We start from the raw sequence: 21,675 nt of genomic DNA, 5'->3' as shown, positions 1-21,675 counted from the left end.
AGTGCTGCACTACTTACAGGACGTTCCACCGTGTCCCCACCGTCGATCCGACCGGAGCACACGCCATGACGACCGCCGCACACACGCTTCTCACCGCCTGCGCCCTCACCGCCGCGACCGCGTTCGGGCCCGCACCCGGCGCCTCGGCCGCGGTGTCGAACGTGAGTGTCTCCGGAGGTTTCGGTCTGGGCTTCGTCCAGTACGGGACCGGCTGCACCTACACCGTGACGGTCCGCGGGGACGGAGTGGGCGTCTTGGCGGACCGGGTGAACGGGGAGCCCGGCGGCACCTTCGGGCCGATCGAGCAGGTGGGCCCCGACACCTTCACCGCCGACTGGGCGCCGACGATGTACGGGCGGCATTCGGTATCGGCCGACGGTGTGGGCACCGAGGTGTACGTGCAGAAGGGCTACGACTTCGGCATCGTCTGCTTCACCCTGCCCGAGTATCTGCGCCTGCCCGGCTGACCGGGCGGTACGGACCGGCAGCCGGTCGCGATCGCCGACCGGAACCCTCCAGGCCGCTTGACAGACTCCGTACTTTTGACAGACTCCGTCGAATGGCCCGGGACGGCAGTCCCGGGCCGGACGAAGGGATTTCGGATGGGTGTCTACGCGGTCACGGGTGCGGCGTCGGGGATGGGCAGGGCGGTCGCCGACAAACTGACCGCCGCGGGCCACCGCGTGATCGGGGTGGACATCCAGGAGACCGATATCGTCGCCGACCTCGCCACCGCCGCGGGCCGGCGCAGTGCGATAGACGCGGTACTGACCGCCGCGGACGGCCGCCTCGACGGCGCCGTACTCGCGGCCGGGCTGGGGCCGGTACCGGATCCCGCCCGGTTGCCGGTGATCGCCGCGGTGAACTATCTCGGCACGGTCGAGCTACTGGAGGGTTGGCGGCCCGCGCTCGCGGCGACCGGATCCGCGCGGGTCGTCGCCTTCGGCAGCAATTCCGCCACCACGGTCCCCGCGGTGCCCCGCCGGACGGTGGCGGCGTTCCTGGCCGGCGATACCGAACGCGCTGTCCGGACGGTGAAGATCTTCGGCAAGCAGGCCGCGCCGTTCGTGTACGCGGCCTCCAAGATCGCGGTCAGTCGCTGGGTGCGCCGCCGGGCCGTCCGGCCGGAATGGGCCGGGGCCGGTATCCGGCTCAATGTCATCGCCCCCGGCGCGATCCTCACCCCGCTGCTCGAACGCCAGCTCGCCTCCCCCGCCGAAGCCAAGGCGATCAACGCGTTCCCGGTCCCCACCGGCGGCTTCGGCAAACCGGAACACATCGCCGACTGGGTCTACATGATGCTGTCGCCGGCCGCTGAATTCCTCTGCGGCAGCGTTGTTTTCGTGGACGGCGGGACCGACGCATACTTCCGTCCGGACGATTGGCCGCGCGCGGTGCCGCTGCGCCGCATCGTCGGCTACCTGCGCCGGTTCCGTGGTTTCTCCGCGACCCCGCGTGCGGAGTAACCACGGACCGCCCTGCACTGGGAACGTGCCCGGGGCGCACCGGGCACCCGGTCCGTAACCGATCCGCGGTGCCCCGGGCCGGCCACCGGAACGCCTATCGCTTCCGCGCCACCCCGGCCCAGCAGTTCACCTGTGTATCCAGCCACTCCGGCGGTGATCCTTCCCGCCGAGAACGTAATCGTAGATGCGGGCATGCTGGGTACGGACCGGTTCACTGGCGCCGTCCTGCGGCCGGTTTCGGTCATTCTCTGCCCAGCGACTTCGGCCAGACCTGCGCGGCGGTGGCCCACGCAGATCCCGGCTCCCGGCCCGATACGACCACAGCTCACCCGCGGCACCACCGGCGGCGTCGAGCGCAACCTCGCGCCGCACTCCTACATTCGCTCGGAACCCGTTCCCGCGCCGCGTGGTCCGGGCAGTTGCAGAGCGTTGCACCAAATCCAGTCGAGTGTCTCCAGCAAGGTGTCGAATTCGATCTGCTCCCCCTCCACGAACACCAGATACGCCACCTTGCTCACCATGCTCGACAACGCCAGCGCCGTCACCCGCGCGTCCAACCGCGCCGTGACCAGACCGCGCTCCTGCAGATCGCGGATCAACGCCGCATTGCGATCGATGAACGCCGAGGCCCGCTCGGCCCGCAGCGCGGCGAACTGCGGGTCGACCCGGGACACCTGCTCCAGGACGGCCATCAGCCGCGCGTTGCGCCGATAGGACCGCAGATACTCCCGGTTCGCCGCGGCGATCCAGTCGCGCGGATCGTCGCTCCCGGCGCGCGCCCGGACGTGCGGATGCAGCATCTCCTCCCGGACCTGCTCGACGACCGCGGCGAAAACCTCTTCCTTGCTGTCGAAATGGGTGTAGAACGACCCCGACGCCACCCCGGCGGTCCGGGTGATGTCGCTGATCCGGGCATCCACGAACCCGTCGGCTTCGAAAACCTCCCGGGCCGCTTCGATCAGTGCCGCGCGTGTGCGGATACCCCGGCGGCTCTTCGGGGCGGGCCGGGTCGAACGACCGGCCGCGAGCTCCGGAGCCGCTCCCCCGCCGGTCGCCCCGCCCGTCGAGGTGCTGTCCGGCCGGGCGTTCACCGGTCACTCGCCGTCATCGAAGGCCGGTCGCCGGCCGGTAGTCGGTAGCGGCGGGCGCGCACCGGCTCGGATACCGCGTTCACGCCGGGAACAGGCGGCCCGTCGCCAGCGTGGTGATCCGATCGGAGTTCCCGGTATCGCGCAGCGTCGCCCGGCCGACCTCGGCCCGCAGTGTCGCGTCGGCGACCACCGGCCCTACCCGGGCCGGTTGCAGGTAGCGCAGACCGAGGGTGCTCAGCGTGGACCCGGGCGCCAGCGACAGGATGGCCTCCTCCGCCGCGAGAGCGATCAGTCCGCCGTTGACGGTGCGGGAGGCGTTCAGGCCGTCGTCGGTGCGCGGCAGCACCGCGGTACCGGGGGCGCGGCGCACACATCCCGCGCGTTCGGCGAGCGGCACCTCGAGCAGCCGGTCCGACACCGGCATATCGACGCTCAACCCCGCGGGCAGCCGCAGGTCCGCGTCGGGCGAGACCATGAACGATCCGCCGCCGAAGGCGAACGGTTCGCCGTCGACGGTCCATTCGACCTCCGCGACGAACACCGACCGCCCTGCTTTGATCTTGCGCCCCACCGCCCGGACCTCGCCGGAACCCGGTGCCGGCCGGTACAGGTGCACATCGAGTTCGAGGGTGACCGGCACCCGTGGTCCCAGAGTGAGCGCGGCCAGCAGCCCGGTCACCGTATCGGTCCAGGTGGCCAGCACCGACGTGCGCAGCCGCTCGGTGCCGGGAACGTGCATCTGCGGGGTGATCGTCGCCGCCCCGTGCAACTCGTCGCCGGCCCGCGCGGTCGCGAAGCCCAACTCCAGCAGGATGTGCTGCCGCCGCGGCGCGGCTCCGGTCTCGACCGTCATGGGTTGCCTCCTCGTGCCCGTCCGGGTCGCGCCGGGGAAACAGCCGGGCGCCGACCGGACCTGTCCAACGTATCGGGCGGGGAGCCGGGACGCCCGGGCCACGTCCCCGAGCCCGGACGGGAACCACTAGCTGCCGGCGGCTTCGGCCGCCGCCCGGGCCTTACCGAGTTCGGCCCGGGCAATCGTCAGTTTGTGTACTTCGTCGGGACCGTCGGCGATCCGCAGGGTACGCAGATGGGCGTACATGCTCGCGAGCGGGAAATCCTCGGTCACGCCCGCCGCGCCGTACACCTGGATGGCCCGGTCGACGATCCGCAATGCCATCACCGGCGCGGCGATCTTGATCGCGGCGATCTCGGTGCGGGCCTCCTTGTTGCCGACCGTATCCATCATCCAGGCGGTTTTCAGGGTGAGCAGCCGCGCCTGTTCGATATCGATACGGGCCTCGGCGATCCAGTCCCGGATATTGGACCGTTCGCTGACCTTGCGCCCGAATGTGGTCCGCGAATCCGCCCGGGCACACATGAGTTCCAGCGCGCGTTCGGCCATCCCGATCGCGCGCATGGCGTGATGGATGCGGCCGGGGCCCAGCCGGGCCTGGCTGATCGCGAAACCCTCCCCCTCGCCCTTCAGTACATCGGTGACCGGGACCCGCACATCGGTGAACTCGATCTCGGCGTGCCCCTCCCGATCGACATAACCGAACACCGGGAGATTGCGGACGACGGTGACGCCCGGCGCGTCGATCGGCACCACCATCATCGACTGCTGCCGATGCTTGGGCGCGTCCGGATCGGTTTTGCCCATCACGATGAGCACCTTGCAATTGGCGTGCATGGCATTGGAGGCGAACCACTTGCGGCCGTTGAGCACGTACTCGTCGCCGTCGCGTTCCATCCGCATCTCCACATTGGTGGCGTCGGAACTGGCGACCCCGGGCTCGGTCATCGCGAACGCCGACCGGATGGTGCCCGCCAGCAGCGGTTCGAGCCAGCGCTGCTTGTGCTCCTCGGTACCGAAGAGGGTGAAGACTTCCATATTGCCGGTATCGGGCGCCGAGCAGTTGCACGCCTCGGGAGCCAGCGCCGGACTACGGCCCATGATCTCGGCCAGCGGCGCGTACTCCAGATTGGACAGGCCCGGGCCCCACTCCGGATGCGGGTGGAACAGATTCCACAGCCCCCGTTGCTTGGCCTCGGCCTTGAGATCCTCGAGGATCTGCGGGTGATGATGCGGATCGCCCGCCGCGGCCATCTGCTCGGCGTAGACCGGCTCGGCCGGATACACGCTGTCGTCCATGAACGCGAGCAGGGTGCGCCGATACTCGCGGGCACGCTCGGTCGAGGTGAACAGTTCCACGAGAACTCCGATCGTCGGGGCGGCTCGTTGCCCTCCCGACCGTAGCCCAAACTTGAATCCGGATTCAAGTACTTGGACCTCGCGGAACCGGCGGGCACAGGACGGGCACGACAAAGGGCCCGGACCCCCGGGGGGTTCGGACCCTGTCGTGGACGGCCGACCGCCGCGCTCAGGCGCGGACGGCGGGCCGGGCCGCGGTGTCCCCGTATCCCGGCAGGGGCGCCTGCGGGGGAAATGTCACCGGCAGGCCCGCCAGCGATCGATGGAAGGGACCCGGCCGCCAGACCGGCTCGCCGTCGGGGAAATCCGCGCGCATCTCCGGTATCGCGTCCAGCAACTGATCGATGGCACCCTCGGCGACCATATAGGCCAGCGATTGGGCGGGGCAGGCGTGCGGGCCCAGGCCCCACGCCAGGTGGGCGCGGTTACCCGTCAACTCCGAGGTGCGGATGGCCGGGTCGTTGTTGCAGGCCGCCATGCTGATCACCACGGGCTGGTGCGCGGGCAGCCACACATCGTCGAGCAGGATCGGCATCCGCGGATAGGTGATCAGCAGATTGGCCAGCGGCGGGTCGTTGAACAGCACCTCGTCCAGGGCGTCGCGGGAGGTGAGGTTCCCGCCGAGGACGCTGCCGCCGAACCGTTCGTCGGTGAGGATCAGCAGCAGTGTGTTGACGATGAGGTTCAGTTCGAATTCGATCCCGGTGCCGTACACCTGCGAAACGTGGTGGGAGACCTCCTCCTCGGTCAGCTCGACCGGATGCTGCAGCAGCACCGAGGTGATATCGCTACCCGGCTGCTCGCGCTTGAGCAGCACCAGGTTCATCAGGGCCTCGCCCAGCATCCGGCTGCCGGCTTCGGCGTCCACCCCCTCGAGCAGCGCGGCCGTCCCGGCCGCGACCTGCTGACCGATCTCCGGCGGGCAGCCGAGCAGATAGTTGATCACCTGGAAGGCCAGCGGGAACACGTACTGCTGGATCAGCTCCGCGTGGCCGTCCTCGCAGAACGAGTTGATCAGCGGGCCCGCGATATTCTCGACGACCGTATGGATCGCGTACATGTCCACTTCGTCCATGCTCGCCGTGATCGCCTGCCGGTAGCGCACGAATTCCTGCCCGGCGCAACGGCTGGCCATCGGGCGCCATTCCAGCAGCGGCAGGATCGGGCACCCGGCCGGAATATCCTTCTGCCAGACCCGGGGGTCGGCGGGGAAACGGTCCGGATCGTTGAGCACTCGCAGGGCGGTGTTGTATCCGATCACCAGGGTGGCGGGCACGCCGGGGGCGAGTTCCACCGGCGCCAGTGACCCGTACCGAGCCCGCATCTCGCGGTAGATCCGATGGGGATCGGCCGCGAATTCCGGCAGGTACAGCGGTATCCGCGGATCATCGGAATCGATCGGCGAACCGTGCACGTGGGCCTGTGCGTGTGTTCGGTAATCCGAGGTAGTCAAGAACGAAACTCCATACCGTCCGATTGCGGAGCCGATGGTTTTCCACCGGCCGATCCCGGTTCGAGGCTCCTCCTGCAGGAATCTCCTGACTCGAGCCGGAACCAGGCGATGGTACGACATGGTCACGAACTCTGATCGATTTCGAAACGAGTTGTACGACCGTCCTTTTGGGGTTTTTGTTGGACTAGTCCGCACAATTTCGATCGGTCCGGTCCGAAGATTTCACCGGCTTTTCCGCCACCGCGACGCGGCCGGGCTCGGCGAATCCGAAGCCCGGCCGGCACAACGGTTGTCACACGCCGAGCGCGTCCAGTGAACGATTGTCGTCGATGGCCGAGGTGATCCGTCGCAAAAGTGTGAGGCAGGTCTCCTTCGACTGCATCTCCGGCTGATACGCGGCCCGGCCGATCGTGAACGCCCATGCCGCGTAGGCGAACATCGACTGCTGCCGGTAGATCAGCCAGGCCGTATCGAAGTCGGGTGCCACGCCGCCGGCCGCGGCCAGTTCCTCCAGATATGCCCGCAACAGTTCCTCGGCCCAGGCCCGGCGGTCCTCCGGTTCACACCCGGAATTGACCGTATAGGCGAAATCGTGCCCCCAGCCGCCACGCATCACGACCTGCCAGTCCACATAACCCATCCGTCCCTCGGTGGTCCGGTAGGTCTGGCCGATATGCGGGTCGCCGTGCAGCAGGGTATGCGGGAGTTCGGTCGTGGCCAGGTCCACCGCACGCTCGACCCCGGCCCACAACCGGCCCGCCTGCCCGTGCAGGCTTTCCGGGACCACTTCGGCCGCCCGGCCCAGACCCACCGCGCAGCGGGTTTTCATATCGATGGCCGCGAGATAGGCCTGCAACGCCTCGTTGGTGGTCTTGAGCACCTCGATGGAGGGGTCCTCCCAGAATGTCCCGTGCAGCCGGGCGAGATTGCGGACCAGATCCTCCATTTCGGCGCGGCCGATCGGGGCGGTCGGTTCACTGAACACCGCACCCCGGGTGGCGGCGATATCCTCCATCAGCGCGATCGACCGCCACGAAGCCGGATCCGACGCCCCCCAGTAGCCGAGCGGGGCCTGGATCTCCAGTTTCGGCCGGAAATCGCGGAAGAACCGGGTCTCGCCGTCGATCATCTTGCCGCCGCCGAGCAGAATCCGCTGGCTCAGCGAAGTCGTGGTCTTGGCGAACAATGCCTCCGGTAGCCCGGCCGCCCGGCCCGCCTCGTTGTACTCCACCCGGATCGCCACCCGTGTGGAGGTGCCGCTGCTGCCCCCCGTGGTGTCGAAGGAGACCACTTCGGCGCCGGGGGCGTCCCGGCAGAGCACCGCGGTCAGCCATTCGGTGGTGAGCGCGGCGCCGGACGCGGGCACATCGTCTATCGCGCGGGCCCGGTGCCCGGTAAGTTTCTCGCCGAGGATATGCCCGCCCACCGCGGCGAGCCGGCCGAGCAGCCAGAGCTTGTGATTCATTTCCGCCTCACTTTCCGGATGCGCGCGAAACAGCGCACACCGTGCCGAACCGTCCGGTCCGGACTTTCTCCTTCGCACAGACGATTCTAGATTTTGCGCCATATTCGCTGCGCCGGAACAGGTTTCGGCCGATTACTCTACGATGGGGAGGCGAATGAGCCGGGCCCGGCCCGCTCGAGCACGCCGCGCGGCATATATCAGAACGAGACGCCACCGGCACCGGAAGTTTGCCGGAACGCGAAATATAATCGGGTCACCGACCACTGTCGACGAAAGACGCCCACCATGGTGACGCTATCTGTTCGACATGTACCGGACGCGGTGTATCGCGCCCTGCGGACCCGCGCCGACAATCACGGCCGCAGCACCGAGGCGGAGATCCTCGCCATTCTGGAGGAGGTCGTGACCCGCTCCCCGGAGAGAGTCCGATTGGGGAAGGTCCTGTCCGGGGAGCGCCCCGAGGACGACCGTAAGGAATCCGAACCCGAGGACTGACCGCTCGGCGTCGGCATGCGACCGTGGTCAGCCTGCGGCCAGGCCGCGCAGCACGATATCGAGCCCGCGGCCGAATTCCTCGTCCGGCGATACCGATCTCGCGTCCCGCGCGGTATCGGCGAGAAACGGGAACTCCGCCGGCGAGAGTTCCGACATGGTGATCGTGCCCGGTCCCGACAACCCCGCGTAGTACTCGTTCTGCAGGAAGCCGAGCAGGAAGCCGATCAGCGTCCGCTGCGCCACGACCCGGTCCACACCGGAGAATCCCCCGTCGGTGAGTACCGCGAGCATGGCATCGATCAACCGTAACGATCCCGGCGCCGCCTGACGGTGCCGCAGCACCAGCGGGACCGCGGCAGGATGCTTCGCGACCGTGACGCGCAGACGGTTCATCAGCGAGCGGATGCGGTCGGTCCAGTGCGCCGCGGGCAGGACGAGGTCGACGGACTCGAAAACATGATCGACCACCAGTACCTCCAGCGCCTGCCGGTCGGTGACGTACCGGTACAGGCCCATGGTGGCCATCCCGAGTTCCTTGGCGACAGCGCGCATGGTCAGCGCGGCCAATCCCTCTCGGTCGATCACCGCCAGGGCGGCCCCGACCAATTGATCGTCGGTGAGCGAACGGGGCCTGGGCACGGTTGACAGCGTACTGGATACGCGCATACTGATTGTAAGCGTACTGCGTACTCCAAAGGAGAGATCATGCCGCCACCCAGCCCGGTCCCCGCCCGCACACTCACCACCGTCACCGGTGCGGACGTCCCGGTCCCCCATTCCCGGCACCTTGTCCACCTACAGTTCCGGCGCTTCGCCGGATGCCCGGTCTGCAATCTGCACCTGCGCTCGATCGTGTCCCGACTGGCCGATATCCGGGCCGGCGGCATCCGCGAAGTGGTCGTTTTCCATTCCACCGCCACCGAATTGCGCAAGTACACCGACGATCTGCCCTTGGATGTGATCGCCGATCCGGACCGGGTGCTCTACCGGGAGTTCGGTGTCGAATCCGGCAGACGGGCCCTCCTGGACCCGCGCGCGTGGCCCGCGATCGCCCGGGCCGTCGGTACCGAACTCGCCGCGACCGCGCGCCGCGACGACCGTCCGGCGCCGCCGAGCCATCCGGAAGGCGGCCGTCTGGGCCTGCCGGCGGATTTCCTCATCGCCCCGGACGGCGCGGTACTCGCCGCGAAGTACGGAGAGCACGCAGACGACCAGTGGTCGGTCGACGAACTGCTCGCTCTGTCCGCCGGTCACGACCGCGCGACCACATCAGTCCCGAAGGAGACCCGGCCATGATGACCCTGGAGATCTCGGTCACCGGACGCACACTCGACGCAGCGGCCGAGCGCGACCTCGCCGAACGCGTCCTGGCCGCACTCACCGCGGCCGAGTCCGCGCCGGACGAAACCATGCGTAGAGCACGAGAATTCACCCATGTACTGATCGGGCAACCACGTACCTGGGTGACCGGCGGACCCGACGCCGAGACCGCGCCCCGCTACCTGGTGCGGCTCACCGTGCCGCAGTCCTGGAGCAACGACCGCGATTTCGGCCGCTACATCATTCCGATGATCACCGACGCCGTCGCCGCGACCGAACCCGACCCGGGACGGCTGCGTCGCGAACCCCACTGTGTCGTCCAGATCGTCGGTCTGCGCGAGCACTGCGTCGGCACACTCGGCCGGTCGACCACGAGCACCGAGCTCACCCGGCTGATGACCCAGGATTTCCGCGACTCCGGACAGCGGCCCGAGGCCCCCGAGGGCTGCACCATAGATCCGACCTGCGGAATGGTCGTCGAATGGGCCACCGCGCAGTTCACGGTGACCCACGCGGGAGTCGACTACGCGTTCTGCGCGCCGTCGTGCCGGAAGGTTTTCGTAGAAGATCACGCCGTGAGCTGAGCATCGGGCCGGCGGCGGTGCCGGTTCCTCGGCACCGGGCCGCGGTCTGCCGCGGCACCGTCTCGATCCGGCCGGACGCTACCGGTCCGGGTCCGCACCGCCGGCCGGACACCGGTCCGGATGCTGCCGGGCCAGCGCGCGGCCGATGACGCGGGCACCGTCGGGGAAAGCCCCCGGATTCGGCCCGGAGTAGTTGATCCGCAGATAGGCGCCCGTGGGCTCGGCGGGGAACCATTCGTCGCCGGGAGCCACCACCACGCCCCCGTCCTCGCAATCCCGCACGAGCCGGACCACATCGGTGTGTTCGGGTAACCGGACCCAGAGGTTGAGCCCGCCCCGCGGCACCAGTTCCGGGACCGCGTCGGGGGCGTGCTCCCGGAGCGCGGTCAGCAGCAGGTCGCGGCGGATCGCCAGCCGTTGCCCCAGACCGCGCAGATGGGTCCGCCACCCCGGGTGGGACACCACATCGAGCGCGACCGCCTGCAGCAGTCCGCTCACATACATGGACTCGGCCTGCGCATCGGAGAGGATCCGATCGCGCGCCGGCCCGCGCGCGACGACGGCGGCGATGCGGACCGACGGCGAAACGCTCTTGGTGAGCGACCGCAGATAGATCACATGCCCGCTGTCGTCCCGCGCGGCCAGCGGGACCGGCACCGAGTCGATGCCGAAATCGTGTGCCCAGTCGTCCTCGATCAGGAAGGCACCGTATTCGCGCACCACTTCGAGCACCCACGCGGCGGTCTGCGGAGCCCACTGGGCGCCGGTGGGGTTGGCGAAATGGGGTTGCGCGTAGAAGGCGCGGGCCCCGGTCTGTTCGAACGCGCGGGCCAGTTCCGCCGGCCGTGGACCCTGCGGCCCGCTCGGCACCGGCACCACCCGCACCCCGGCCCGCTCGGCGGCCATCAGCGCACCCCAGTAGGTCGGCGATTCCACCAGCAGCGGCCGGCCGGGGCCGACCAGCGACTGGAAGGTCGTGTTCAGACCGCTCTGGCTGCCGCCGAACACGATCACATCGCCGGCCACCGGCGGCAGCACACCGGCCGGGGTCGCGGTCGCCAGTTCGGTGGCGAACCAGCTCTGTAGTTCCGGGGCCCCCGCGGTCGGTGGGCGGCCGATCGCGGCATCGCTGCGCGCGGCCCGCGTGAAGGCGGCGCGGACCAGGCGGACCGGAAGCAGTTCCCGGTCGGGGTAACCCGAATGCAGGGCAATCCGGTCGTTGGGCACCGTCCGCAGGACGGTGGACATCTGGGCGCGCCGGCCGCGCGGTGTACCGAGGGCCGCGGTCTGCCATCCGTAGTCGGCCGGACGGGCCGGGCGCACCGCCTGGACGAACGTGCCGACCCCCGGCCGGCTCTCCACCAGCCCCTGGGCCACCAGTGCCCGCAACGCCTTCTGGACGGTGACCGGACTCGCCGAGTACCGCGCCACCAGGGTGCGGGTGGCGGGCAACTTGGCCCCGGCGGGGGCCGTGGCGATCCACGCGCGGAGGTCCGCGACGATCCGCGAACTGCTATCGTCGGACATGAAGGAACATAGTAGCGCTACTCACCAGCGCAGCGGACTGCTATCGCCGACTCGGATCGGCCCGGCCTGGGGGTTACTCGGGGTCGCGGCCTTTTCGCTGACCGTCCCGTTCACCCGGATCACCGTGGCCGGGGGCGGGATGTCTCCCCTGTTCGTCGCCTGCGCCCGCGCTGTGGTCGCCACCGTCCTGGCCGCCACGGCACTGCTCGTCACGCGTCAGCCGCTGCCCCGGGGCGGGCAATGGCTCCGGCTGGGCATCGTCGCGGCCGGGGTGGTCGCGGGTTTCCCGCTGCTCACCACGTTCGCGCTCACCACCACCTCGGCCGGCCACAGCGCGGTGGTGATCGCGCTGCTCCCGGCGGCCACCGCCGTCCTGGCGGTGCTGCGCACCGAGGAACGACCACCGCGCGCGTTCTGGGGTGCCGCGGCGGCGGGAGCGGTGGCGGCCGTGGGCTTCGCGGTGTTCGGTGGCGGCGGGTTCGGCGGTCTGCACTGGCCGGATCTGCTGCTGTTCGGCGCGGTCGTCGCGGCCGCGGCCGGGTACGCCGAAGGCGGACTGCTGGCCCGCGAACTCGGGCCGTGGCAGACCATCTCCTGGGCACTCGTCCTGTCCGCGCCGCCGATGGTCGTGCTCGCCGGTATCGCGGTCGTCGGCCGACCGCCGACCGGTTCCCCGGCCCAGTGGGCGTCGTTCGCCTACCTCGGCGTGGTGAGCATGTTCCTCGGCTTCCTGGCGTGGTACCGCGGGCTCGCATACGGTCCGATGGCGCAGGTCAGCCAGATCCAGCTGGTCCAGCCGGTGCTGACCCTGGGCTGGGCCGCGCTGCTCCTCGGCGAAAACCTGACCTGGCCGACAGCACTGGGCGCACTCGCGGTCATCGCCTGCGCCGGCAGCGCCGTCCGGACCCGGCTCGGATACCCCGCGACCGACCACGGTTCCGGCCCGGCCCGCACCGACTCGATACCGCTCGCCGGCCGCAACCGAGCGAAAACCGCTGAACGAGCGGCCGATAACGGGTCCGCGACACAGCGGCAGAGCACCCCGGCGGCACGAGCCGTCCGGTGACGGTGGTGGTTGCGCTCACCCCCGGGAATCCCGCGCACACCTCGTTCGTTACCGCAGTGGAGTCCGGCGATCGGGCTCGCGGACGAGGGAGCAGTACCCGCATCGCGACAAGACTGACTCGGAAGGGTTTGTCATGTCCTGGGTCGTCCTGTTGCTGTCCGGGGTGTTGGAAGCCGTCTGGGCCGCCGCGCTGTCGGCGTCGCACGGTTTCCGCCGGTGGAAACCCACTGTTCTGTTCGTCGCGGCGCTGGCCCTGAGTATGGCCGGTCTCGCCTGGGCGATGATCGAGCTGCCGACCGGTACCGCCTATGCCGTCTGGGTGGGCACCGGCGCGACGCTGACCGTCGGATGGGCCGTCGCCACCGGCCGCGAGCGCGCGGATACCGCACGCGTGCTGTTGCTCTCGCTGCTCATCGTGTCCGTGGTGGGCCTGAAGGCGGTGAGCTGACCATGGCGTGGATCATCCTGCTGGCCAGCGCTGTCTGCGAAGCGGTCTGGGCGACCGCACTCGGCAGATCGACGGGTCTGACCGAACCGGTGGCGGCGACCGTCTTCTTCGTCGCGCTGGTGGCGAGCATGCTCGGGCTGGGCCGGGCGGTGCGTGATATTCCGATCGGCAGCGCCTATGCCGTCTGGACCGGTGTCGGCACCGCCTTGACCGTGGCCTACGCCATGATCACGGGCGGCGAGGCGGTCACCCTCGCCAAGGTCGTCTGCCTGACCGGGATCGTGGTCGCGGTCATCGGACTCGAACTGGTCCCGCACGAGAAGCGGGAGAAGTAGCGGCCGCGCCGCGCGGCGGTACTTCCACCGCGCGGGGAGCCAACGCACCGCTCATCGCGGCGGCATTCAACATTGCAAGCCTATTTGTTGCTTGTAAGCTGACCGGCATGGTCAGTCCGAGCACCCGGGCCCCGGATTTCGTGGCGCCCCGGCCGCTGCGGGTCCTCGGCGCGGTCGTCGACGCCTACCGGAGCATTTTCGTCTCCGGGCCCGCGGCACCGCTGCTGTCCCGGCCGAATCCGGTGCGCCGCGGCGGTTTCGAACTGCGGCTGGTGGTGGACGAGATCCGGGAGGAAGCCGGCGGAGTCCGCGGATTCGACCTGCGCGCGGCCGACGGCGGTCTGCTCCCGGCCTGGCGACCGGGCGCCCATCTCGATCTCTTCCTGCCGTCCGGGCGGCAGCGGCAGTATTCCCTCTGCGGTAACCCCCGCGAACGGTTCCGCTACCGGATCGCGGTCCGGCGGATCGACAACGGCGAGGGCGGCTCGCTGGAGATGCACCGCGATATCCGCCCCGGCGACCCGCTACGGGCCCGGGGCCCGCGCAACGCCTTCATCTTCGTGGCGGCCCCGGCGTACCTGTTCATCGCCGGTGGTATCGGCATCACCCCGATCCTGCCGATGGTCCGGGCCGCGGGTGCGCGCGGCCGGCTGATCTACACCGGACGGTCCCGCGCCACCATGCCGTTCGTCGCGGACCTGCCCGGAGCCGAGATCCGCCCCGACGACGAATACGGTCCGCCCGACATCCCGGAACTGATCGCGACCGCCCCGCCCGGGGCGGCCGTCTATGTCTGCGGGCCGCCGCCGATGCTGGCCGCGGCCCGGCGCAGCATGTTCGAGCTGAATCCCACCGGTTCCCTGCACACCGAACAGTTCTCCGCGCCCGCCGTACTCGACGGCACGGAATTCGACCTGACCCTGGCGCGGACGGGCCGTACGATCCGGGTGGGCGCCCGGGAGACCACGCTCACCGCGATCGGCCGAGTCGTCCCGGATGCCGCCTATTCGTGCCGCCAGGGTTTCTGCGGCACCTGCCGGACGGCGGTGCTCGCCGGCGAGGTGGACCACCGCGATCGGGCGCTACCCGATTCCGAACGCACGACCCATATGCTCCCCTGCGTGTCACGCGCGGCGGGCGACGCACTGGTTCTCGACCTCTGAGCCGGAAGGACCGGAACATGTCCCAGGACGCGTTCCTCGACGAGATGCCGCGGCGCAGTGTGTCCACGGTGTGGGTATCGGGCGGAGGCACCAGCTACTGCCAGACCCCGGGCGGCCGCAAGGCGGGACTCTACCCGAATTGGAGTTACGAATACGGCTACCGCACAAGAGGATTCGATGCCGACTCGTATGTGATCAGCCAGTGATCCGTCTCGCCCGCGCAGGCCGCCGGGGCGCCCGCCGCCGGGATCGGCCACCGGGCGCCATCACACCGCCGGCCGGGACGGCCGCGCACTCGGGGAGACGTGGTGCACACCGCGCCGGATGCCGACGCGCGGATCCCGTTCACAACGGGAACGGCGACTCCGCTCGGGCTCAGGGATAGACCAGCTCGCGATAGGTGTCCAGGATCTTCTGAATCGAGGAGGTGACATGCAACTCGCCGTTGAGCGGCGCCCATTCGTAGCCGGCGTGCGCACTCAGCACCACCGGACCGGTCGCCGCCACCTCGACGGCGAAGTGCAATCGCCGCACCGGCTTCCCGGCGGGGGACAGATAGTCGAAATCGCCGATGTGGTGACGGACATCCGTGACGGTCAGTCCCGTCTCCTCCTGGACCCCGCGAACGAGCGCTCCGGTCACCGATTCCCCCGGTTCCACGGTCGCACCGGGGAGTTTCAGGGTGGGGCTGATCGGTCCGGTACTGGGCAGTTCGAGTAGCAGGACTTCCCCACCCCGGTCTATGATCGCGCCCACCCGCAGTCCGACCCCGTCCCGCTCGCCACGTGGCAGGGTCTCGTCGAACATGGATACCGACATATGCGGTTTCACCAACCTTCGATCGGGCGGACTCGCCTCGCTCACGCCGTAGGCGAGCGCTTCAATATTACCGTGCCGTGACCTCCGAATGACAGCGGATCGACCGAAGTGAGCTGCACAACAGTGCCGTCCGGACCGGCCGCCCGCACATATCCGGCAGCAGGAACACGCGTCCGCACCGGAGAATTGCAAGGGTGAATTCGTTTGCTCGGCAACTCCTCCCGGCATCCCGGCGACCTCCCGGCGATACGGTTACCGAGAGCGTGACCGATAGGAATCCGCGCTCACCACGACCACCGAGGATGACATCCACTTGTGACGGACACCTCGCCGTTACGGAATCGATGACCGCGGCCGAACCCGCGCCCAGAGTGAGCCGCCACAACGCCCCGCAATGGCCCCCGGGGTGCACGCCCGTCCCCTGCCGGCACCCCGGCCGCCGCGCAGCGGAACCGTCGACGACAGCGCGTCGGCGAGGCCGCGCGTGTCGCCGCGCCGGGGCCGTGATCGGGTATCGCCGACCCGGCGGTGATCCGCACGACCGCCGAAGAGAAGGCGCCCGCCGGAGACTTCCCCGACACTCCACAGGCCCCTCGACGTCTCGTCCGAGAGTGCTGTTCTCATAAATCAGAGGATTCTTTCCGTAATTTGGAAGTCGGCTCTATGCTGAGCGGGTGCCCCAGCGTGATCGGTATCGGGTCGTCCAGTGGACGACCGGCAATGTCGGAAAGAGCTCGGTCCGCGCCATCGTCGCGAACCCCACCCTCGAACTCGTCGGCTGCTACGCGTGGGCGCCGGCGAAAGTGGGTCGCGATATCGGCGAACTGTGCGGTATCGAACCCCTGGGCATCACCGCGACCGACGACGTGGACGCGCTACTCGCGCTGAAACCGGACTGCGTCGTCTACAACCCCATGTGGATCGATGTGGACGAGCTGGTGCGCATCCTGTCCGCCGGCGTCGACGTGGTCACCACCGCCTCCTTCATCACCGGCCACCGGCAGGGCCCGGGTCGCGACCGGCTCGCCGCGGCCTGTCGCCGTGGCGGTTCGACGATCTTCGGCTCCGGAATCAGCCCCGGATTCATCGATCTGCTGGCCATCGTGGCGGCCGGTATCTGCGACCGCGTCGACAAGGTGACCGTCAGCGAAGCCGCGGACACCACCTTCTACGACTCGCCCGCGACCGAGCGTCCGGTGGGCTTCGGACAGCCCATCGACCACCCCGGCCTGCCGGAGATGGCGGCCGAGGGCACGGGGGTCTTCGGTGAGGCCGTGCGGATGATCGCCGACGCGCTGGACGTCGAGCTCGACGAGGTGCGTTGCGATGCCGAGTTCGCGCAGACCACCGCCGACCTCGATCTGGGGTCGTGGACGATTCCGGCCGGTTGTGTGGCGGGAGTGTTCGCGAGCTGGAAAGGGATCGTCGCCGGACGCACCCTGGTGGAACTGACGGTGCGGTGGCGCAAGGGGCAGACGCTGGAACCCGACTGGAAGATCGACCAGGACGGCTGGATCCTGCAGGTGGACGGGCGGCCGACCGTGAAGAACGTGGTGAGTTTCCTACCGCCCCCGGATTTCCGGGCGGAGACCATCGCCGATTTCATGACCCTCGGCCACATCATGACCGCCATGCCGGTGATCAACGCCATCCCCGCTGTGGTCGCCGCGGCGCCCGGCATCGTGACCTACAACGATCTACCGCTCATCCGGCCACGGGGAGTCGTCCCCGCGGCCGGATGATCGCCGCGGCGTCTCCTCACCACCCCCTCGGCCGACGGGCGGTAGGCCGGGCAGGCGGATCGAACCTTGACATTTTTATGACGACCGGTCTACTTTCGGCTCATGGGAGCCAAAGGAGCCGAGACCCGGCAGCGGATGATCGAGGCGACCCGGCACTCGATCGAGCGTCAGGGCTACTTCGGCACCGGACTGAATCAGATCCTCACCGAGAGCGGCACTCCGCGGGGTTCGCTGTACTTCCACTTCCCCGGCGGTAAAGACGAACTGGTCGCCGCGGCCGTCGGCCAGACTTCCGGACTGATCGACGCGGCACTCGACGCAGCCGACTTCACCGATCCGGCCGGCGCGGTCTCCGGCCTGATCACCCTGCTCGGCGAGCGGCTCGAAGCCTCCGGCTGGGAGAACGGATGCCCGGTCGCCACCGTCGCCCTGGAGGTCGCGGGGACCAACGACGCGGTCCAGCAGGCATGCGCCCAGGTGTACGCGCGCTGGACCGAGGCGCTGCGCGTCATCCTGCGGACCGCCGGATATCGCGATGCCGATGATCTCGCGGTCTCCCTGCTCGCGCTGGTCGAGGGCGCACTGCTGCTCGCCCGGACCCACCGCAGCCGCGATCCGCTGGATCGGGCCGCGCGCGTCGCCCGCACCCTGCTCTGACTCCCCGCTCCCCCTACGGGGTTTTCACCTGTTGACAAAATATGTAGACCAGTCTAGTTAGGAAGTGGATATGAGTACTCCCGACACCGTCGTCTTCGGGGCGGCGGGATTCATCGGCCGCGCCCTCGTCGCCCGGCTGCTACAGCAGGGCCACACCGTCGCCGCGGCGGTCCGCCCCGGGACCGAGGCACGGCTTCTGTCCTGGCTGGACAGCCGGGATCTCGACCGGGAGCGGCTCACCGTACTCGGGTGCGATATCACCGATCCCGGCCTCGGCGCCCTGGGCGCGGCACCGTTGGACGACGTCCGCGACGTCTACAACTGCGCCGCGCGGTTCTCCTTCGGGCTCGATCCCGCTGCGGCCCGGGCGGTGAATCTCGACGGCGCCCTCCATGTGCTGCGCTGGTCCGCCGGCCGCCCGCGGCTGCGCCGGCTCGTCCACATCACCGGCTACCGGGTCACCGTGCCGGAATCCGCCGAGCACGACTACGCCGTCGGCGCCTACGGCGCCTCCAAATTCGAAGCGGACGCGGTGCTGCGCGAACAGGCCGCGGCCGCCGCCGTCCCGCTGACCGTCGCGAATCCGAGCACCGTCATCGGGCCCGGTCAGTACATCGGCCTGGCCGAACTCGTCCGCGATCTGTGGCACGGCGCGCTACCCGCGCTGCCCGGTGACACGGAGACTCTGCTCCCGATCCTGGACCTGGCCTACTTCGTCGATTTCCTGACTCTGCTCCCCCAGCAACCGGATTCCGCCGGCCGTTCCTATACCGTGCTCGACCCGGCCAGTCCGCCGCTCCCGGAACTGATCGGGCTGCTGGCCCGGCATATGCACGTCCGCGCGCCGCGCCTCACCCTCCCCGTGGGCCTGGTGGCGCACCTGCCCCGCCGGCTGACCGGGGTGGACGCCGAACGCCTGGCCTTCATCGCCGGCGATCGCTACGACACCTCCGCCGCCGACGCGGTGGCCGCGCGCGCCGGACTCACCCATCCTCCGGCCGAAACCGTACTCCGGGACTGGGCGGATCACCTGGTGAGCAGTCGATTCGGCGCCACCGAAGCCGACCCCGCCGCGGGCTTCGAACGCGGGCTCTGGGTCTCCGGCGAACGACACACGCCGGAATACGTCCTACTGCACGGACTTCCCACCGACAGCGAAGCCTGGCGCGAGGTCCGTGGGTTGCTCGCTGCCCCCACCCTCGCCGCGGACCTCCCGGGCCTGGGCCGTTCCGCACCGCAGCCGGGCGGGCCGGACAGGTGGCTCGACGACCTCCTGGCGCCGGTCGCCGGCCGTCCGGTGCTGGTGGGCCATTCCCTCGGCTGTGTGCCGGTACTCCGATACGCCGCCGCCCATCCCGACCGCGTCGCGGGCGTGGTCCTGGTAGCTCCGGCCTTCCTGCAGGGCGGCGGTTCCCGCCTCGCCCGCACCCCGATCGCCACCGCGCTGCTGCGCCGCCTCCCGCCTGTGAGACTGGCCGCACTGCTGGGGATCCCGGCGGGCCCGGCGGCGGAGAGCGCGAGCGCGAACCTGCGCCGCCCCGGGGTGGCCCGCCGCACGGTCGCGGCGCTACGCGCCGCCGGCCGGCCGGACGCCCACGCGAGCGCCCGCCGCCTCCTCGACGAACTGCGCGTGCCGGTCCACCTGGTGACCGGGTCCGCCGATCCGCTGACCAGCGCGGTCACCGCCCCGGTCACCGAGATCGCGGGCGCCGGTCACTATCCGCATCTCACCCATCCCGACCAGGTCGCCCGGATTCTCGATGTGGTCCGAAAGGATTTCGCGGACAGCACCCGCCGAGCGACAGCGCCGGGCCGGTGATCGGGCTGCCCGCATCCGCGTTGTGTACCCGGCCGCCGGAGGGCAACGCGGTCCGACCGGTCTTTGGCCGGCCGACAGCGCCGGCCGGCCTGGTCGGCCCCGCTCCCGCCGCGGCCGGAGGGTCCCGGGATCGATCGCCGCCAACCCGACAGGCGATCGATCACCAGCACGCACGACCGGCGATCGGTGGCCGGGCCACCGATCGCCGGTCATAGCTACAGATTTCCTCACCGCGACAGCGAGTCACGCAGCCCGGTCACACCCGCGCGGCGCTCGTAGGCGATCCAGGCGAAGATCGCGGCGAGCACCAACGGGAAGATCGCCATCGCCGGCTGGTCGGCGAGGAACGCCTGCGTCCCCGCGGCGAGCACCGTGAGAACCGACAGACCCACGGCAGCAAGGGCAGACAACCGCGGCACCAGCAGACCGATACCACCCGCGACCTCGACCACCCCGATGAAGATCAGCAGCCCGAAGGGGATGGTCAGGTTCTCGGGTGCGTTATCGGCCAGAGCATTCGGCATCACGAGCTTCGGCCCGCCGGAGGCGATGACGAAGAACAGGCCGAGCAGGATCTGCAGGGTCCACAGGACCCGGTTACCGATCGTGCCGGGACGGCCGGCGACATCGGCGGAAAAGGCGGGGGTGGGGCTGGTGGTGGTCATTTCCGGTCCTTCGGGTCGGTCGCGCCGGGTTGGTAGCGCGTTCAACCGATACGACGGCGCACCACCGGAGAAGTCATCGCCGGCGCGAGAATTTTTCGGAACCGCCGATTTACTCGCTCAGGCCTTCATGGGTGCCGTCGACGATCGGCGCGCGGACGAACTGGTACCGAGGCGGCGAACACCTGACACACCGGACGCCCACCGGGGTGGCTGTCGATACCTCATGCCCGCGTTCACGATCGCACCGGCGGCAGGCCCGGCGCCACGGTCCGCGGATCGACTCCGGCGAACGCCAGCGTGATGAACAGCCCGGCGACCTCCTCGAGTTGCCGCGCCCGGGCCAGCGACCCCACCACGAACGGTTCCGCCCCGGCATCGCGTACCAGCGTTTCGACCACGCGCAGCGCGTCCGGGTCGTCCCCGCACAGGGCAACGGTCGTCGCCGTACCGGCCGCACCCCACTGCGTGGACGGCACCAGATGGAAACCCTTCACCACCAGGCCACCCGGCGCCGCCGCGGCGATCCGTTCGGCATTCGATCCGCCCGTGGGGCCCAGTACGACGCCCACCCCGTGTTCGACCGGGTTGGTCGGGTCGATGATCGGTTTCCCCGCCAGATCTCCGCCGCTGCCACCGGCGGCCGCCAGCACCGCGCCCGCCGCGTCCCAGGGCACCGCGAGCAGTACCGCGTCCGCTCCGCGTATCGCCTGCCCGGCCGGGGCCGAGCGGGTCGCGCCGCCGAGCCGCCGGGCCAGCGCCGCCGCCTTCTCCGGGGACCGTCCCGCGACGGTGACCCGGTGCCCCGCCCGCACCCAGCATCCGCCCAGTGCTCCGGCCAGATGGCCCGTTCCCAGAATCGCTATCCGCACCCTTATCTCCTCCGTCGTCGCGAACCTGTGCGAGGGCTACCGTAGGGAGCGGGATACGCACCGATCGGTGCGTATTGGACCCCGATGCTGGTGGGCGATGACCGATTACCACGACCGCACCGACCCGATCGCCGACTGCCGGCTGCGGGGCGCACTCGACCTGTTCGCCCACACCTGGGACCCGGTGATCCTCGCCGCCCTCGCCGACGGTCCCCGGCGACGTGTCGACTTGCGCACCCGGATCGGCGGAATCCGCGACAAAACGCTCACCGAGGCGCTGCGCCGGCTGCTCGGGCGCGGCCTGGTCGCCCGGCGACCCGATCCGGACGCACCGCCCGGGGTGGAATACCGGCTGACCGAGCTGGGCGCCGGCCTGGTGGACGGGCCGTTACGCGCCCTGGCCGCCTGGGTTCGCGACCACGGCGACGAACTCGGTGTCCCCGAGGGCGCCGATCCGCCGCTGCGCCGATCCCGCTGAC

24 protein-coding genes and 1 riboswitch are annotated in these 21,675 nt (G+C 69.8%); of the genes, 14 read left to right on the top strand and 10 right to left on the bottom strand.

Annotated features, from left to right (window positions below; genetic code table 11):
- Window positions 1-65: 65 nt before the first annotated feature.
- Both NF4_RS30270 and NF4_RS30265 read left to right on the top strand, forming a co-directional pair.
- Window positions 66-467: a hypothetical protein gene (locus NF4_RS30270; RefSeq protein WP_063130808.1), complete on the top strand. Its 402-nt coding sequence runs from the start codon at window positions 66-68 to the stop codon at window positions 465-467.
- 135 nt (window positions 468-602) lie between these two features.
- Window positions 603-1,466: an SDR family oxidoreductase gene (locus tag NF4_RS30265; RefSeq protein ID WP_063130807.1), complete on the top strand. Its 864-nt coding sequence runs from the start codon at window positions 603-605 to the stop codon at window positions 1,464-1,466.
- A 374-nt stretch (window positions 1,467-1,840) separates the two neighbouring features.
- Here NF4_RS30265 and NF4_RS30260 read toward each other — a convergent pair whose 3' ends face one another.
- From NF4_RS30260 to NF4_RS30240, 5 genes are all read right to left on the bottom strand, one after another.
- Window positions 1,841-2,557 (bottom strand): TetR/AcrR family transcriptional regulator, encoded by a 717-nt coding sequence (locus NF4_RS30260; RefSeq protein WP_063130806.1) that lies wholly within the window; start codon window positions 2,555-2,557, stop codon window positions 1,841-1,843.
- Window positions 2,558-2,636: 79 nt separating this feature from the next.
- Window positions 2,637-3,410 carry a PaaI family thioesterase gene (locus NF4_RS30255; RefSeq protein WP_063130805.1) on the bottom strand — a complete coding sequence of 258 codons (774 nt, stop codon included), beginning with the start codon at window positions 3,408-3,410 and terminating at the stop codon, window positions 2,637-2,639.
- A 126-nt stretch (window positions 3,411-3,536) separates the two neighbouring features.
- Complete coding sequence (locus tag NF4_RS30250) at window positions 3,537-4,763, bottom strand: acyl-CoA dehydrogenase family protein (protein ID WP_439956781.1); 1,227 nt, start codon at window positions 4,761-4,763, stop codon at window positions 3,537-3,539.
- 175 nt (window positions 4,764-4,938) lie between these two features.
- Window positions 4,939-6,222: a cytochrome P450 family protein gene (locus NF4_RS30245; RefSeq protein WP_063130804.1), complete on the bottom strand. Its 1,284-nt coding sequence runs from the start codon at window positions 6,220-6,222 to the stop codon at window positions 4,939-4,941.
- A gap of 292 nt (window positions 6,223-6,514) precedes the next feature.
- Window positions 6,515-7,687, bottom strand: a complete 1,173-nt coding sequence (locus tag NF4_RS30240; RefSeq protein WP_063130803.1) for an aminoglycoside phosphotransferase family protein — start codon at window positions 7,685-7,687, stop codon at window positions 6,515-6,517.
- A gap of 285 nt (window positions 7,688-7,972) precedes the next feature.
- Between NF4_RS30240 and NF4_RS38195 the strand changes: the two genes are divergently transcribed.
- Window positions 7,973-8,182, top strand: a complete 210-nt coding sequence (locus NF4_RS38195) for a FitA-like ribbon-helix-helix domain-containing protein (protein ID WP_157120681.1) — start codon at window positions 7,973-7,975, stop codon at window positions 8,180-8,182.
- A 27-nt stretch (window positions 8,183-8,209) separates the two neighbouring features.
- Here the strand turns inward: NF4_RS38195 and NF4_RS30235 are convergent, their stop codons facing one another.
- Window positions 8,210-8,821: a TetR/AcrR family transcriptional regulator gene (locus NF4_RS30235; protein ID WP_063130846.1), complete on the bottom strand. Its 612-nt coding sequence runs from the start codon at window positions 8,819-8,821 to the stop codon at window positions 8,210-8,212.
- Between the two features lie 66 nt (window positions 8,822-8,887).
- Between NF4_RS30235 and NF4_RS30230 the strand changes: the two genes are divergently transcribed.
- Window positions 8,888-9,478 carry a peroxiredoxin-like family protein gene (locus tag NF4_RS30230; RefSeq protein WP_063130802.1) on the top strand — a complete coding sequence of 197 codons (591 nt, stop codon included), beginning with the start codon at window positions 8,888-8,890 and terminating at the stop codon, window positions 9,476-9,478.
- Window positions 9,475-10,086, top strand: coding sequence for a YHS domain-containing protein (locus NF4_RS30225; protein ID WP_063130801.1), 612 nt, complete (start codon window positions 9,475-9,477; stop codon window positions 10,084-10,086). The genes NF4_RS30230 and NF4_RS30225 overlap by 4 nt, the downstream gene beginning before the upstream one ends.
- Window positions 10,087-10,164: 78 nt before the next feature.
- Here NF4_RS30225 and NF4_RS30220 read toward each other — a convergent pair whose 3' ends face one another.
- Window positions 10,165-11,613, bottom strand: coding sequence for an aminotransferase-like domain-containing protein (locus NF4_RS30220; RefSeq protein WP_063130800.1), 1,449 nt, complete (start codon window positions 11,611-11,613; stop codon window positions 10,165-10,167).
- Between NF4_RS30220 and NF4_RS30215 the strand changes: the two genes are divergently transcribed.
- The 5 genes from NF4_RS30215 to NF4_RS30195 all read left to right on the top strand — a co-directional run bounded on the left by NF4_RS30215 (window position 11,612) and on the right by NF4_RS30195 (window position 14,831).
- On the top strand, window positions 11,612-12,679 hold the full coding sequence (locus NF4_RS30215; RefSeq protein WP_084533657.1) for a DMT family transporter: 1,068 nt from the start codon (window positions 11,612-11,614) through the stop codon (window positions 12,677-12,679). The genes NF4_RS30220 and NF4_RS30215 overlap by 2 nt on opposite strands.
- A gap of 56 nt (window positions 12,680-12,735) precedes the next feature.
- Window positions 12,736-12,802, top strand: a riboswitch (guanidine-III (ykkC-III) riboswitch).
- 10 nt (window positions 12,803-12,812) lie between these two features.
- Window positions 12,813-13,127, top strand: coding sequence for a DMT family transporter (locus NF4_RS30210; protein WP_063130799.1), 315 nt, complete (start codon window positions 12,813-12,815; stop codon window positions 13,125-13,127).
- A gap of 2 nt (window positions 13,128-13,129) precedes the next feature.
- Complete coding sequence (locus NF4_RS30205) at window positions 13,130-13,462, top strand: DMT family transporter (protein WP_063130798.1); 333 nt, start codon at window positions 13,130-13,132, stop codon at window positions 13,460-13,462.
- Window positions 13,463-13,569: 107 nt separating this feature from the next.
- On the top strand, window positions 13,570-14,625 hold the full coding sequence (locus tag NF4_RS30200) for a PDR/VanB family oxidoreductase (protein WP_063130797.1): 1,056 nt from the start codon (window positions 13,570-13,572) through the stop codon (window positions 14,623-14,625).
- Window positions 14,626-14,642: 17 nt separating this feature from the next.
- On the top strand, window positions 14,643-14,831 hold the full coding sequence (locus tag NF4_RS30195) for a hypothetical protein (protein ID WP_063130796.1): 189 nt from the start codon (window positions 14,643-14,645) through the stop codon (window positions 14,829-14,831).
- Between the two features lie 169 nt (window positions 14,832-15,000).
- On the opposite strand, the gene NF4_RS38870 is transcribed toward NF4_RS30195, so the two are convergent.
- The gene (locus NF4_RS38870) at window positions 15,001-15,432 is read right to left on the bottom strand and encodes an NUDIX domain-containing protein (RefSeq protein ID WP_198165522.1); all 432 of its coding nucleotides are present in this window, start codon (window positions 15,430-15,432) and stop codon (window positions 15,001-15,003) included.
- 686 nt (window positions 15,433-16,118) lie between these two features.
- Here NF4_RS38870 and NF4_RS30185 point away from each other — a divergent pair.
- The 3 genes from NF4_RS30185 (at window position 16,119) to NF4_RS30175 (ending at window position 19,662) form a co-directional block, all read left to right on the top strand.
- Window positions 16,119-17,186, top strand: coding sequence for an NAD(P)H-dependent amine dehydrogenase family protein (locus NF4_RS30185; protein ID WP_063130794.1), 1,068 nt, complete (start codon window positions 16,119-16,121; stop codon window positions 17,184-17,186).
- A gap of 102 nt (window positions 17,187-17,288) precedes the next feature.
- Window positions 17,289-17,843, top strand: a complete 555-nt coding sequence (locus NF4_RS30180) for a TetR/AcrR family transcriptional regulator (RefSeq protein ID WP_063130793.1) — start codon at window positions 17,289-17,291, stop codon at window positions 17,841-17,843.
- A gap of 70 nt (window positions 17,844-17,913) precedes the next feature.
- Window positions 17,914-19,662, top strand: coding sequence for an alpha/beta fold hydrolase (locus NF4_RS30175; RefSeq protein ID WP_063130845.1), 1,749 nt, complete (start codon window positions 17,914-17,916; stop codon window positions 19,660-19,662).
- A 227-nt stretch (window positions 19,663-19,889) separates the two neighbouring features.
- Here NF4_RS30175 and NF4_RS30170 read toward each other — a convergent pair whose 3' ends face one another.
- Both NF4_RS30170 and NF4_RS30165 read right to left on the bottom strand, forming a co-directional pair.
- Window positions 19,890-20,327, bottom strand: a complete 438-nt coding sequence (locus NF4_RS30170; protein ID WP_063130792.1) for a DoxX family protein — start codon at window positions 20,325-20,327, stop codon at window positions 19,890-19,892.
- A 233-nt stretch (window positions 20,328-20,560) separates the two neighbouring features.
- On the bottom strand, window positions 20,561-21,196 hold the full coding sequence (locus NF4_RS30165; RefSeq protein ID WP_063130791.1) for an NADPH-dependent F420 reductase: 636 nt from the start codon (window positions 21,194-21,196) through the stop codon (window positions 20,561-20,563).
- A 97-nt stretch (window positions 21,197-21,293) separates the two neighbouring features.
- Here NF4_RS30165 and NF4_RS30160 point away from each other — a divergent pair, with 97 nt between their 5' ends.
- Window positions 21,294-21,674, top strand: a complete 381-nt coding sequence (locus tag NF4_RS30160; RefSeq protein ID WP_063130790.1) for a winged helix-turn-helix transcriptional regulator — start codon at window positions 21,294-21,296, stop codon at window positions 21,672-21,674.
- Window position 21,675: the final 1 nt, after the last annotated feature.

It is taken from the genome of Nocardia fusca NBRC 14340, from assembly GCF_001618425.1.
GTDB classification, from domain to species: domain Bacteria; phylum Actinomycetota; class Actinomycetes; order Mycobacteriales; family Mycobacteriaceae; genus Nocardia; species Nocardia fusca.
This window is presented reverse-complemented; position numbering and strand designations above follow the sequence as displayed.

Bases quoted from the DNA above. Each gene is read 5' to 3' on its own strand.
- NF4_RS30270 (WP_063130808.1), top strand. From the start codon at position 66: ATGACGACCGCCGCACACACGCTTCTCACCGCCTGCGCCCTCACCGCC.
- NF4_RS30265 (WP_063130807.1), top strand. From the start codon at position 603: ATGGGTGTCTACGCGGTCACGGGTGCGGCGTCGGGGATGGGCAGGGCG.
- NF4_RS30255 (WP_063130805.1), bottom strand. From the start codon at position 3,410: ATGACGGTCGAGACCGGAGCCGCGCCGCGGCGGCAGCACATCCTGCTG.
- NF4_RS30240 (WP_063130803.1), bottom strand. From the start codon at position 7,687: ATGAATCACAAGCTCTGGCTGCTCGGCCGGCTCGCCGCGGTGGGCGGG.
- NF4_RS38195 (WP_157120681.1), top strand. From the start codon at position 7,973: ATGGTGACGCTATCTGTTCGACATGTACCGGACGCGGTGTATCGCGCC.
- NF4_RS30230 (WP_063130802.1), top strand. From the start codon at position 8,888: ATGCCGCCACCCAGCCCGGTCCCCGCCCGCACACTCACCACCGTCACC.
- NF4_RS30225 (WP_063130801.1), top strand. From the start codon at position 9,475: ATGATGACCCTGGAGATCTCGGTCACCGGACGCACACTCGACGCAGCG.
- NF4_RS30215 (WP_084533657.1), top strand. From the start codon at position 11,612: ATGAAGGAACATAGTAGCGCTACTCACCAGCGCAGCGGACTGCTATCG.
- NF4_RS30220 (WP_063130800.1), bottom strand. From the start codon at position 11,613: ATGTCCGACGATAGCAGTTCGCGGATCGTCGCGGACCTCCGCGCGTGG.
- NF4_RS30210 (WP_063130799.1), top strand. From the start codon at position 12,813: ATGTCCTGGGTCGTCCTGTTGCTGTCCGGGGTGTTGGAAGCCGTCTGG.
- NF4_RS30205 (WP_063130798.1), top strand. From the start codon at position 13,130: ATGGCGTGGATCATCCTGCTGGCCAGCGCTGTCTGCGAAGCGGTCTGG.
- NF4_RS30200 (WP_063130797.1), top strand. From the start codon at position 13,570: ATGGTCAGTCCGAGCACCCGGGCCCCGGATTTCGTGGCGCCCCGGCCG.
- NF4_RS30195 (WP_063130796.1), top strand. From the start codon at position 14,643: ATGTCCCAGGACGCGTTCCTCGACGAGATGCCGCGGCGCAGTGTGTCC.
- NF4_RS38870 (WP_198165522.1), bottom strand. From the start codon at position 15,432: ATGTTCGACGAGACCCTGCCACGTGGCGAGCGGGACGGGGTCGGACTG.
- NF4_RS30180 (WP_063130793.1), top strand. From the start codon at position 17,289: ATGGGAGCCAAAGGAGCCGAGACCCGGCAGCGGATGATCGAGGCGACC.
- NF4_RS30175 (WP_063130845.1), top strand. From the start codon at position 17,914: ATGAGTACTCCCGACACCGTCGTCTTCGGGGCGGCGGGATTCATCGGC.
- NF4_RS30170 (WP_063130792.1), bottom strand. From the start codon at position 20,327: ATGACCACCACCAGCCCCACCCCCGCCTTTTCCGCCGATGTCGCCGGC.
- NF4_RS30160 (WP_063130790.1), top strand. From the start codon at position 21,294: ATGACCGATTACCACGACCGCACCGACCCGATCGCCGACTGCCGGCTG.